Genomic DNA, 12,941 nt, shown 5'->3' on the forward strand with positions numbered 1-12,941 from the left:
TGATCTCTGAGTTGAAATAAGCCAAATAAAGGGCTATTAGAACAGGAATCTAATATTTATCTTTATATCTTTCTTCAACAAATATGATCTTGAACATGAATAGAAAATGTATTATCGCAGGTCTAATATGCTGTATGGGACTGGGGATGGCGAATTCTTCCAATGTAATGGGACAAGTAGCAGCTATTAAGGCCGATGCCGTTAAAGGTGGATCCCTGATAGGTCGTTGGGATATTAAGGTTAATGAAAATGTAACAGAGAAGCCTTCCTGGCTTGAAGTTGAACTTTCCGGTTTCCATACACTGGTAGGGCGTTTTGTCAGTACCGGCGGAAGTGCCAGACCGATCTCCAAAGTGACCTTTGATAATGGCAAATTCAGCTTCTCGATCCCGCCACAATGGGAATCGGAAGACAAGGATCTGTCGCTGGAGGGAACGCTGACAGCTGCAGGAATCAGTGGTACTATTCATACCAGCAGCGGTCAAACCTACGCTTTTACCGGTGTGAAGGCACCTGACCTTATCAGGACTTCAGTACCTGTTTGGGGTAAGCCTGTCAGATTATTTAATGGGAAAGATCTAAGTGGCTGGAAAGCATTAGGAGAAAATCAATGGATCGTTAAAGACGGTATCTTGACCAGTCCTCATTCAGGAGCCAATCTGATCTCTGAACAAACCTTTACAGATTTTAAACTGCATGTGGAATTCAGGTATCAGAAAAACAGTAACAGCGGGGTTTATCTGAGAGGCCGTTATGAAACACAAATCATAGATAATCCTAAGACTGAACATCCATCCAGCCATCTGTTTGGTGGTATATACGGTTTTTTAGTGCCGAATGAAATGGTTGTTTTAAATCCAGGACAATGGCAAACTTTTGATATTACGCTGGTAGGCCGTATAGTGACTGTTGTCGCAAATGGCAAAACCATCATCTGCAACCAGGAAATCCCCGGCATCACTGGTGGAGCACTGGATAGTAACGAGGGAGAACCCGGCCCAATCTATTTTCAGGGAGATCATGGACCTATTGAATTCAGGAATATTGTTATTACACCTGCAAAATAAAGGTGCCTGATAGTGTTGCTGGTTCCAGGCTGTTATAAGTTGTAAATTAATATAGTCCCAAGGAATCACAGGAGAGTTTTAAACCTCGCGCTAGTCGCGGGGTTTTCTTTTTTACGCTATAATAAAGCTTGTGCACAGCCAATCCATGGTCTACACAATACTCGCGGAAAATATTTTTTATGAGCGTGCAGCGAAAGCTCATCATTGAAGTGTTTACCCAATTTCAGCACCAAAAAATAAAAGCACACCTAATAAGATCACTATTAACCCTTTAATTGAGATTGTTTTGCTGAAAAACAGGGTTGGATTAAAAAATAGCAATTTTGGAGAAATGAAGTTTTAAGTAATGCCTGTTCTTTACGTAAATAATTTTAAACGCAAAAGGTGTTTAAATGTCCTTGTAATTTCAAAATTTATCAAGAAACATGAAAACAATATTTGACAAAACAACAAGAGAGGAATTGATCGACAGGATTAATCAACTTAACGAAAACAGCACGGCTCAATGGGGCAAAATGAATCTCTTCCAAATGCTGAAACATTGTACCCTGTATGAGGAAATGTTATTGGGAAAGAAAAAGTTTAGACGAATATTCATTGGCCGCCTTTTTGGTAAAATGGCCATGAAGGAATTAATAGGTGATGATAGACCCGTCAAACGAAACCTTACTACTATTCCGGAAATTAAGGTTAAAGAAGACAAGGGCGATATAGCAGCTGAAAAGCGGTATTGGATTACGCTGATAAATGAACATGCCAATTGTTCAAACCTGGAATTTATGCACGCTTTTTTAGGGAAAGTAACAAAGGAGCAAAGCGGCTACTTAGCTTATAAACATACCGATCACCATCTGCGGCAGTTTAATAGTTAGAGGATGCAAGTGGATTATTTTGACCTTTATCTGTAATGGCCACTATTTGAACTGACAAATAGTAAATTGCAGTGAACACTTCAGCTTACAAATGAAACTAAATTTATTCGACCCTTAAACTTTTCACCGGATTGGTGATTGCTACCTTTATTGACTGGAAACTCACTGTAATCAAAGCAAGCAATAACGCCATCATACCAGGAACAATAAAAAGCCACCAATTGATAGTCACCCGATCTGAGAAACCTTGAAGCCATTTGTTCATAGCCCACCATGCCACAGGCAGAGCGATAACGACAGCAAAAAATACCAGCTTTAAAAAGTCCCCCGATAGCATGATCAATACATCACTGACAGTTGCCCCCAGGACCTTGCGGATGCCGATTTCCCGCTGTCTTTTCTGTGCGGTAAAGGCAGTAAGGCCAAACAAGCCCAGGCAAGATATAAGAATAGCCAGAACAGCAAAATGGCGGGATAAAGCGGCTACACGCATCTCTGAAGCGTACAATGCCTGGTAATCATCATCCATGAATGTAAAGTCAAACGTATAGCCGGGAAGGAATTCACTATAGTACCTTTTAAGTTGTTCTACGGTATTTCTTTCCATTCCGGCTTTTATTCTCACCATGATATTTGGCCCGGTGGGGTCAAACCTTAAAATGAGGGGTTCTATGGAATTATGGAGTGACCCATAATGAAAATCTTTAACCACGCCGATAATTTGACTTTTCCCATTGAGATCAATGTTTTTACCCACCGGATTTTTAAGATCCATCATTTTAACGGCTGCCTCATTTAATATAATTTTCGAGTAGTCGTCGTTATACATCCTTGAAAAGGATCGACCTTCTTTAAGTCTCATATCAAGGGTTTCAAGAAAGTCATAACCTACCATAGGTGATTGAAAGAGATAATTCTGATCCGTTGCCTGCCCTCTCCAGGAAACACCGGATTGGAGGGGGATCTGGTCCAGAATATTACCGGGCATATTTGTTGCACTTATAACTCCCGGTACATTTTTTAGTCCCGCCATAAAGGCTTCGAACCTGTCATTTGACTTTCCCTCTGATAATCCATTCCAACGGTTATACAATGCTCCTTTCCATTGAAAGCACAAGATATTGTCTTTATTATATCCAAGGTTCTTGGTTTGAGAGTATTTAATTTGTTCATTGATGATTAAAAAACCTATAATAAAAATGACCGATATGGTAAATTGAACCACAACCAACCCCTTGCGTACCCATAGTTCCCCAAACGAAGTGCTGAGCCTTCCCTTTAACACAGCTACCGCGTTAAAACGGGAAAGATAAAATGCAGGGTAGCAGCCCGAAATAATTCCGGTAAATAAGGTAATGGCTACCGCAGGCAATATAAAACCGGCGACATTGTCCGGTTCAATATGCTTGGCTGTAATAGCGTTGAATTGAGGCAGAATCAAGGCTATGATAGCAAACGCAATGAATAGTGATAAGAAAGCCATAAGTATGGATTCTGCAAGGAATTGAATAATTAACGATTTCCTGCTTGCACCTATCGCTTTTTTCACCCCTACCTCCTTCATTTTTCCTGAAGCCTGTGCAGTAGACAAGTTCATAAAATTAATACACGCAATAAGCAATATGAACAAGGCAATAATGGAAAACAGCCTTACATAGGCGATTCTTCCGCCTGCCGGTACCCCGTTTTCATATTTACCGTTGAGATATTTTGCAGAGTATTGCTGAAGAAACAATGAAAAAGGATCTAATCCAGGATTCTTTGTTTTTAAGTACCCGGCAATCTTTTCATTAAACTGACCAACATTTGTTCCCTTTCTTAAAGTCAAATACGTTTTAGCGAGATAGTTCGTCCAGTTCTTTGCCTCGCGGTCATTTTTCAGTAATACCCCGATATTGAGTACGAAGTCAAAATGGCTGGTAGAGTTAGCAGGAGGATCCTTAAAAATACCGGAAACCCGGAATACGCCTTTGTAGAACGGGTAATTCCATTCCAGGGTTTTTCCAATAGCGTTGCCTGTAGTATAAAACAATTTTTTTGCTAGTGTCGCCGATATCACAATATCGTTTTCATCAGCCAACGCCTGGTCTTTATTTCCCAGGATAAGGTCATAGGAAAACACATTAAAAAAATCTTTGCCGGCATGCCAGCCCTGTGCCTGTATATGCTTGTTTCCGGATGACAGAATGCCGTCCTTGCTTTGCCAGTTAAAAAAATCATTTACAGCTACCGCATATTCCACTTCGGGCATTTCTTTTACTAATGCTTCCGACAGAGGTACGGGCGTTATATCAAATGTATGGATGCCCTGTGAAGTTTTCAGGTTATTCATCACCTGATATAGTTGCCTGTCTTTTTCGTGAAATTTATCGACGCTCATCTCATCACTTACCCACAAACAAATCAATAGCGCACCAGCCAGGCCGGTTGAGAGCCCAATCAAATTAAGGATAGTAAATTGTCTGTCCCTCAGGAGGCGCCGCCAGGCGGACTTGAAATAACTTTTTAACATATTAGCATAGTTAGTTCATTTCTGAAAGTTATTGACCAGTTTGCGGACTCCATCATCTTTGCGAGGCCCGGTGAAATTTTTTAACAGGTTCGGCATCAAAAACAGGAAACCTGCAGGTAGTTTGATACTGCCGGACCCAAAATAATGCCCATTTCATATTTTATTGACAATCAAATATATAAGAATTGTAAATTGAATAAAACTGTTCACATTCGATACAGCCGGTGTTCATTTCTGCAATTTGATGTCTCGCTTATACGCATTTTTTTAGTCACTGAAGAAAGTTGAATTGGAAGATGATTTGATGCTTAGGCAATGAATATTGTACGATTAAATCTTGACTATTACACCTAAATCAGTTTTTAACTATTTTTGATAAAAGGGTCAAAATATAACCCTGATTCTGAACCCTGATTTTTGACTTTTACACACTTAGTGAAATAGTCCCTTTAAAACAAGGCTTGTCCCATTTTCTTTATTGAATCTAATAATATATTAAAATCAAATAGCTAGTAATTCCTGCCAACTACCAATAAATTCCTTATAATTCAAGCTTAGTACAGTCAGCAATAATGCACCTCTTCCACCTGATAATTTCAAGGGCAAATTTTTAAAGGCTGTCAATTGCAGGTAATTACTCCAATCGTTCCCCACTATAGGGGACTCTAAATATAAATGCATTAGCGCACGGGTACTTATGGCTTTCAATTGCTGCTCCATTCGCTGATTTTCATCATTCATATCCTTTCTGCTCAAAATTTGCATTAATTCATACCCCTGTTTTTCCCATACGTTATGCTGATGATATTTACCGGCCAGGTAATAACAGGTTGCCAGGTATTGATAAGCAACCAATATCGGGCCTTCAGGAGCTAATGAGTTTTTGGTATTATTCAATATGGGCATTAATATTCCTGCTACTTTATCTACCAGGATGTATAATGTTTTTTCCACCGTCACCTGGTTTATCCTGCGCTGTAAAAAGGTACTCAAAAAAACAAGTGCGTGCCCAAAATTTTCTAATAAAATGATATCATTTGCCGTATTATAAATATCAGGTGTTTGTGAAGCTTCTGAGATTTTATCCCATAATTCATCTGTGAGCATGACCAAACACTCTTCTAAATATAATCTCTTATACATGTGCTGCCCTTGATTTCTACTTTCGAATCTTTTAAAGAAATAAAACAATTTCCCTAAAGTGCCGTTGGCTAAAAAGAACGTTTTATCAGGAGCATACATAATTGCTTTATAAATGATGGCATCTACATCTTCAAGTATTTCGTCCGTATTAATGTCCAGCATTTTGTTTTGCGCTGCCCATTCTATAGACCAGCCAATACCAGCGAGTCCGTTTTCAAATCCCGCTTCTTTTACTGCAGATATATTTTCACTGACTTCATTTAATAATAATAATGCATGTTCACTGTAGGTAACATTACCTGAGTATTGGTGAAGAAGAAAATGGATCATAGCGAGGCCGGATTTGCCATGAAACAATCCATTATCATGCACATGAGCCGTTTCCTCAAATGTAAAGGAAGAAATAAGTTGATCTAAAAGAGTTATCATTCTTCAAAATTTATAGTTCGCCAGTTTTTATCCAGCTCCACTTATCTATATATGATTCCAATTGTGCTTTTTCCATATTGCATATACTGATGTATTCACGCATGTAATCCAGATGTACCTTGTTATTTGAATATCCAGAATTGGTCAGACGCTCATGGGGTAGATGGAACAATGCTCCTTCCACACGACGAACATGATACCCGAGATTCTTCATTCGCTTCACACGTTCTATATCTTCCGGCCCCCAGCTTTTAAAATATTCGTTGTCCATTCCTGCTGCAAGGAATACTCCCTTTTTAATAAAAATAGCGCCTCCCCATGACCGGTATGTAGCTGTGGTAAACTTATCAATATTTAATACAAACAGCTGTGGGTCCAGTATTTTTTTGAACATGCCTTTAAATAACTTATCTATTGCTACAAACTGGCCGTAATAGGGAGAAACAGCGTCTGCTTTGTTCGCCCTTAATAAATTGATTGCAGTAGTTATTTGGTTAACAGGAACAATAGCATCTGTATCGTATATAGCGATTAAAGGTGTTTTTGCTCTTTTTACGAGAAAATTATTTATATGTGTATGGTTAAAAAGAGGGCTGACATCCGGCAAAAAATGATAAGTGCAGGATGGTGGCAGCTTGTTCACCGGAACATGTGGAATACGGTCAGATTCTCCAATTATTATATTGGTATCAAAATATTTCGTAAGATAACTAATTATCAGCAACAGGTTTTGCAATCTATCCGGGGAATCAATACGCACCGGAATCAAAAAGGTCATATCTCTCATGGGGATGCGCGCAGCCTCTATTTCCATCCGGTATTCCTTTATTAATCCGGCTATTGCAAAACTACAGGTATGCTGATTAATATCGTCCAACGATGCATGAAACGGGTTTGAATGAACATAATCCCCTTTGCAAAAAGCCCCTGAATTTGCATTTCTGCTTACACCACTATAATGGAGCAATTTATGCCGATGCCATTTGCTAATATGATTTTCAGGCCAGCAAAAATCTAGTTCTTCACTTATTTTCACTTTCTGCTTTATCAACCAGGCATTCCATAATACAGCCCACATATCCGCGCACCATGATTGGATGCCTTTATATTCACTCCTCATCGCACCTGATTGCAGATAAGTTTTTTCTGCTTCTCTGTTATTGTGCGTGTTCATCAGAATATATAGCTGTTCACAATCATCTTCCACTTTGTTCCAGAAGCTGTAAGACAAATTTTTCATAAGATATTGTGCTCCTCCTGTATCTCCATCATTAGCCTGTACTATTTCTGCCGGAATATTAACCGTTTCGCACATTTGCAGGAATAATTGTTCTCCTCCGGTTTGTTTTATATACGCAGTATTCAGATAGCTACGGGTATCAGAAACATACCAGCAATCATCTTTCAATAATTTCTCAAAATCGGGTATACTACGGAACAACACATCAGCATCCATATAAAATACGGGACTTTCCTTCAATTCCGGGAAACACTTAAAATGTTGCTTCAGGATATGCGGCCGAATGGACGACGGGTAATTTCTGTGAAGACGGTTATCAGGGTATACATAAAAAACTGCTTTTCCGCTACTACGGATGAAATCCGCAAAATAGTGCCGGAGGCCTACCTGAGGATCATAGGCAATTAATACATGGATATTACCGGGTGATATGCCAAGTTGGTGCAGGTTAAATAATTGTAATTGTATTTGCCATAGAAAATAATAATCATCAGGTTGCGCGGAAATAAAAAGCATGATGTCGGTTTTAAACAATATTTACTCTTCTCAATTGCTTACTTTTTTGCTACATATTTCAGATTGTCGAACAATCGGCTGATTAAAGTACGATCGCTCGTAATTATTTCAGCGTTACCAATTATTTCATATTGATCATTCAACTGTGTTCCATAACTGGTGACAAGTTTTTCCGGCAAATCAACTGTAACAAGGTAATTCTCCATATTTCCTTTTTCTGTTTTCATTGTATTGGTTGTAAGAGATATCTCAGAGACATGTCCTTTCAGTGTACCATACTCCTCATATGGATAGCTCAGTAGCTTTATCACAACCTCCTGATGGCGAGCTACTTTACCAGCACCTTCAGCTGGTAACATCAGTTGACCGAGTGTTTTACGCTTAGTGGGCAAAATTGTGAAGACAGGTTCTCCCTGGGATACAAACTGCTCATTACTCCAAAACTTCAGGAATTGCATCTTCCCATTAATTGGAGATTTTAAGACATACTTTTCTTCCCACACTTTAAAATCATCCTGTAATGCCGTATAAGAGGAGATGAGCTCCAACTTTAATTGCATCTCTTTCTCATTTTTCTGAATTTCCAGTTGTTGTAATTTGTTAATTGTTTCCTGTATTTGCTCTTTCAAAGTCATATCTTCTTTGAGCATACTATTATAATTATCTTTTGTTCCAAGAAAGCTCATCTTAGATTTTTCATAATCAGCTTCAGCCAATACTTTATCATAAAAAAGTAAAGAATCACGGTGATGAGATTTACCCATCAGAAAAAGGCTTTCCTTACTAGTCAAAAGCCTTTCAGTGGTTACGCCAGATATATCTTTTTGTTCCGAGAGTTGTGTTTTCAATACTTCTTCCTGCTTTTCCAGCAGGTTTTGACTATAATAGGTGATGAATTGTTCATAACTACTTAAAAAAGCAAAATACTTTGCACTTATTTCACCCAATGAAACATTTCTGGAAAAGCCAGCCAAATAGTTTCTGCCTAAAAGATCTCCTAAACTGAGCTTGCTCAGGTGACTTTTTAATTGAACAATGTCTTCTTGTTTTGCCGGATTGGCAATAATAGCCAGATAGTCTCCCTCTTTTACGTCATCCATTGATCGATGATTATTTAAAAGTAATTTACCGGAAGTGTTAGCGATCAGTTTTATTGGTGAACCGGTTGAATTAATAACAATTTGTCCGGTAATGATATCAGGGTATTTTATAAACCATCCGAATCCAATCATTGCAATAGCAAATGAAAATACAATGAATGCAACATAGACGCCAAACTTTGTAGGCATTCTATCAATAATATGTTGTATTTCTTCCGTTCGTTCCTGTTTTTTTACTACCTGTTGCATGCCTAATTTTCAGTAACTTTTAATGGCTGAATACTTTTATCATCTTCATTTTTATAAGAAGGTAGTGTTATATTTCCCTGTGACTGTACCAACTGAAAATATCTTCCTTTTTTTTCTATAAGCGTTTCATGAGAACCAATTTCAACTATGCCCCCTTGCTGCATTACAATGATCTGATCTGCTTTTCTGATAGTACTTAATCTATGGGCTATTACAACTACCGTTTTCCCTGTAAATGCTTTATCCAGTGCATCTACTATTTTTTGTTCGTTAATAGTGTCTAATGCATTAGTAGCCTCGTCAAAAAACAAAAAATCAGGATTCTTATACAAAGCTCTGGCAATAAGTATACGTTGCCTTTGTCCACCGCTCAGCCCTCTTCCTGTTTCTCCAATAATGGTTTCATATCCAAGTGGCAATTGTTCTATCTCTGTTGCAATATTTGCTGTTTCAACAGCATGTCTGAATCTCACAAAATCTACTTTGTCATCAGCCATGATTATATTATTCAAAATGGTTTCACTAAATATTTTCCCGTCCTGCATTACTACTCCACACATAGACCGCCATTGCTTTAGATTAATGTTATTGATATTCAAACCTCCCATTATGATCTCTCCATAAGATGGTTTGTACAGGCGGAGTAATAACTTCATCAGTGTAGATTTTCCACTTCCGCTATCCCCTACGATTGCGGTGACCTTACCTTGTGGTATATTCAGATAGATGTTTTTTAATACAAGCTGCCCGTTTACACTATATTGAAAAGCCACATTTTTCACAAAAATATTTTTATCTGCGCTTAACTGGATATCATTCTTGCCCACCTCCTCATCTTCATCATCAAGCTGATGAATTTCGTTCAGGCGCATAAAACTAATTTTGGCAAATTGGGCAGAAATAACGAATTGAATAAACTGGCTAACAGGAGTATTAAGCATACCAATGATAAACTGAGTAGATATCATCACACCAAAAGTTATTCTATCATTGACAACAGCTTTGGCGCAATAAAATGTAATGGTTAAATTCTTGATATTATCAATAAACTGCGCTCCGGATTGTTGAACATTGTTTATAGATAGTACGTTCCTGTTAACTTTATACAATCTGGCCTGAATGTTTTCCCACTTCCATCTACGGCTTTTTTCATAGTTATTCACTTTTATATCCTGCATTCCTTCTATCGTTTCCACCCAATAGCTTTGATTTTTAGCATTCAGCTCAAAGTATTCCCAATCTAATTTTTTCCTGACCTTTATAAATAATAGCACCCAACCAATATACACAACGCTGCCTACCAGAAATATGGAAAAGATAATAGGATCGAACGTAAGCAATATGATACTAAAAACAATAAAAGTTAGTGTAGAGAAGATAAGGCTGATAGAATTATTTGTAATAAAGCTCCTGATACGTTCATGATCGTTTGCCCGTTGCAGGATGTCACCAGTTAGTTTTGTTTCAAAAAAAGTAACCGGCAACTTCATTAGTTTTATCAGGTAATCTGAAATTAATGCAATATTGAGGCGTGCAGTTACATGTAATAAAATCCAGTCCCGGGCTGCATTTGATAACATTACACTAACGAGGATAACAATATTTGCAAAAAGCACAATATTTATGAATGTAATATCCCTGGTTTGAATACCTACGTCAATTACTGCTTTTGAAATAAATGGTAACAGTCCTTGCAAGCCCGTTACAAAAAGCATTACGACAAAAAGATTTAAAAAACTTTTCTTATAAGGAGTAAAATAGGCAAGGATATGCTGAAAGGTTTTTCTTTTCTCTATCTTCTCATTTGCAAGATATTGTTTAAAATTAGCCTGAGGCTCCAATGCCAATAAAATACCTGCATCTTCCCCGGCGGGATACCAATTATTTACAAATTCCTCGTAGGTATAGGTTAATAACCCGGCTGCAGGATCTGATACATAAACCTTTTTTCTGCCAACTTTATAAACAACTATAAAATGACTATTATTCCAATGTATAATACAAGGGAGTGGCACTTTTTCATATAGTAACTGAACAGTAGCCTTAATGGATAAAGTTCTAAGTCCTATATTTTCAGCAGCATGACTAAGATCCAATAAAGTAACCCCTTGTCTGGTAATGCCGCACTTATCACGCAGGTATTGCAGGGAATAAAACGTACCATAATGCCTGGCAATTAACTTCAAACAAGTAGGCCCGCAATCCATTTTGTCATATTGCCTTTCATTTGGGAATGATCTGAAAATCATGTGAATTTTTTAAAAGAACAGCTACTCCTTAAAAGTGAGCATTTCTTGTGTTTGCTTGATACATTGCTTTATATAGGGCTTGCTACTTTCATTGTAGAAATAAGATATTTCAATGTCGGTCTTATCTTTTTTGTGAATAGAAAGCACCTTGCAAAAGGGATATTTATTTCTGTACGAGGTGGTATTATTCAATTTATAAATGGCAGCATCACTGGCATGAAAGGTGTGTTTCACATATTTTTCAGGGAAGAAAAAATTCTGGTCGTGAAGCGTATCAGCATAAAGCCGGATCTTCCGGATGAAATTTGCGTTTCTATCTGCCATGGGATCAAATTTAATGATGGCAGAATCATTAATTGAGGCAAGGTCCATTACACTTATACATATGGTGATATCAGATTTTTCGGATTGCAATTCATAAATATATGCATTAGGAACAATTCTGTTTCCGGCAAAATAGGGAAGCTCTGGATATACTTCCACAAAGCCAGCCGGCTTATTATAAACGAGGTCATATGCTTTGATACAGTTATTCATGTATTTATCTACCTGCGAATAAACTATACTATGCAGCAATAAAAGTGTGCTGGTAATGACTAAAACCTTTCTGGTAAGAACGTTGTTAGTTTGCATAATGGCTATGTTTTTTATTCGTAAAAGTAGTGGCACCTCAAAGGTGCCACTACTTTCATCAATTAATTATGTGGTTATGGAAGGCACGTGCCATTTACCCCAATAGCTAATGATGCATTGAAGAAAGAGGCACCCGCGGTACTACTAGTTTTGTCTGTTGCATCATGATAAGAGTATTGACCGGTTGTGGAATTATAGCCGGTTATTACTACAGCATGTGAATATGCTTGCCCTGATGAATCTACGCCCTGATATATGTCCGTCATAATCATGCCTCCGTTGGCAACATAACCCTGCCACTGATTGGTAGCAAGATTCGGTGTAGTGTTAAAATACTCACTAGTAAATGTGTTTGCCTGAGCAGCAGTAACTCCGGTCTGCATATATCCATAACCATATTGGTGGCCAAAAGAGTTGAGATAGAAATTCTCATCATTGGTTCCTCCGCATTGTTGATCAATGTATTCCAGTGAATCAAAATAACAAAAAGGTAATGTAGTAATGGGTACGCTACCACCGAAAATTTTCTCCTGGTCAATTTCCCGCAAAACCGGGGCTTCGTTTTCCAGGCTGCTGAGAGAGAGCTTTTTTAGTTTTTGCATAAATAGAATTAAATAGTAACGCACTCGTTTTAAGCAACATGGCTGTTGCAGGGCATACAGTGCAATATTCCCTTGTGGCCACAAATATTTTATGTTCTAAAGAATGTAAAAAATCTTAGTCGGATATATTCATAGAGGTTTCACTACGCATTTATGCATTGCGTTATGATTAAAACAGATTTACGGATATCCCTATAGTAAAGGAAAAATAGGTAATGGACAGGTAAAATTAAAAAAATAGTAGAGAGGTCGGGGTTATACAAGATGGTTATCAAACTCACATCTCTGAGATATTCCAGTTAACACATTCTCTAAATACTATTCCTGGT

9 protein-coding genes are annotated in these 12,941 nt (G+C 37.9%); 2 read left to right on the forward strand and 7 right to left on the reverse strand.

Annotation, left to right across the window (positions count from 1 at the left end):
• The first annotated feature begins 95 nt into the window (after positions 1-95).
• Together CLV51_RS21425 and CLV51_RS21430 are read left to right on the forward strand one after the other, a co-directional pair.
• Positions 96-1,067, forward strand: a complete 972-nt coding sequence (locus CLV51_RS21425; RefSeq protein WP_106530139.1) for a 3-keto-disaccharide hydrolase — start codon at positions 96-98, stop codon at positions 1,065-1,067.
• A 425-nt stretch (positions 1,068-1,492) separates the two neighbouring features.
• Positions 1,493-1,939 (forward strand): DUF1569 domain-containing protein, encoded by a 447-nt coding sequence (locus CLV51_RS21430; protein ID WP_106530140.1) that lies wholly within the window; start codon positions 1,493-1,495, stop codon positions 1,937-1,939.
• Positions 1,940-2,042: 103 nt separating this feature from the next.
• Here the strand turns inward: CLV51_RS21430 and CLV51_RS21435 are convergent, their stop codons facing one another.
• From CLV51_RS21435 to CLV51_RS21465, 7 genes are all read right to left on the reverse strand, one after another.
• Positions 2,043-4,451 (reverse strand): ABC transporter permease, encoded by a 2,409-nt coding sequence (locus tag CLV51_RS21435; protein ID WP_106530141.1) that lies wholly within the window; start codon positions 4,449-4,451, stop codon positions 2,043-2,045.
• 501 nt (positions 4,452-4,952) lie between these two features.
• The gene (locus tag CLV51_RS21440; protein WP_106530142.1) at positions 4,953-6,023 is read right to left on the reverse strand and encodes a lanthionine synthetase LanC family protein; all 1,071 of its coding nucleotides are present in this window, start codon (positions 6,021-6,023) and stop codon (positions 4,953-4,955) included.
• Between the two features lie 10 nt (positions 6,024-6,033).
• Positions 6,034-7,779 carry a galactosyltransferase-related protein gene (locus CLV51_RS21445; RefSeq protein ID WP_106530143.1) on the reverse strand — a complete coding sequence of 582 codons (1,746 nt, stop codon included), beginning with the start codon at positions 7,777-7,779 and terminating at the stop codon, positions 6,034-6,036.
• A 38-nt stretch (positions 7,780-7,817) separates the two neighbouring features.
• A complete protein-coding gene (locus CLV51_RS21450; RefSeq protein WP_106530144.1) occupies positions 7,818-9,128 on the reverse strand; it encodes a putative HlyD family type I secretion protein in 1,311 nt (436 codons plus the stop codon).
• 2 nt (positions 9,129-9,130) lie between these two features.
• A complete protein-coding gene (locus tag CLV51_RS21455; RefSeq protein WP_106530145.1) occupies positions 9,131-11,377 on the reverse strand; it encodes a peptidase domain-containing ABC transporter in 2,247 nt (748 codons plus the stop codon).
• Positions 11,378-11,398: 21 nt separating this feature from the next.
• Entirely contained in the window at positions 11,399-12,010 is a 612-nt protein-coding gene (locus CLV51_RS21460) for a hypothetical protein (protein WP_106530146.1), read from the reverse strand.
• A gap of 74 nt (positions 12,011-12,084) precedes the next feature.
• Entirely contained in the window at positions 12,085-12,612 is a 528-nt protein-coding gene (locus tag CLV51_RS21465) for a hypothetical protein (RefSeq protein WP_106530147.1), read from the reverse strand.
• Between the last annotated feature and the right edge of the window lie 329 nt (positions 12,613-12,941).

Source organism: Chitinophaga niastensis (genome assembly GCF_003014755.1).
In the GTDB taxonomy this organism is placed as follows: Bacteria; Bacteroidota; Bacteroidia; order Chitinophagales; family Chitinophagaceae; genus Chitinophaga; species Chitinophaga niastensis.

Bases quoted from the DNA above. Each gene is read 5' to 3' on its own strand.
- CLV51_RS21425 (WP_106530139.1), top strand. From the start codon at position 96: ATGAATAGAAAATGTATTATCGCAGGTCTAATATGCTGTATGGGACTG.
- CLV51_RS21460 (WP_106530146.1), bottom strand. From the start codon at position 12,010: ATGCAAACTAACAACGTTCTTACCAGAAAGGTTTTAGTCATTACCAGC.
- CLV51_RS21440 (WP_106530142.1), bottom strand. From the start codon at position 6,023: ATGATAACTCTTTTAGATCAACTTATTTCTTCCTTTACATTTGAGGAA.
- CLV51_RS21430 (WP_106530140.1), top strand. From the start codon at position 1,493: ATGAAAACAATATTTGACAAAACAACAAGAGAGGAATTGATCGACAGG.
- CLV51_RS21455 (WP_106530145.1), bottom strand. From the start codon at position 11,377: ATGATTTTCAGATCATTCCCAAATGAAAGGCAATATGACAAAATGGAT.
- CLV51_RS21445 (WP_106530143.1), bottom strand. From the start codon at position 7,779: ATGCTTTTTATTTCCGCGCAACCTGATGATTATTATTTTCTATGGCAA.
- CLV51_RS21450 (WP_106530144.1), bottom strand. From the start codon at position 9,128: ATGCAACAGGTAGTAAAAAAACAGGAACGAACGGAAGAAATACAACAT.
- CLV51_RS21465 (WP_106530147.1), bottom strand. From the start codon at position 12,612: ATGCAAAAACTAAAAAAGCTCTCTCTCAGCAGCCTGGAAAACGAAGCC.
- CLV51_RS21435 (WP_106530141.1), bottom strand. From the start codon at position 4,451: ATGTTAAAAAGTTATTTCAAGTCCGCCTGGCGGCGCCTCCTGAGGGAC.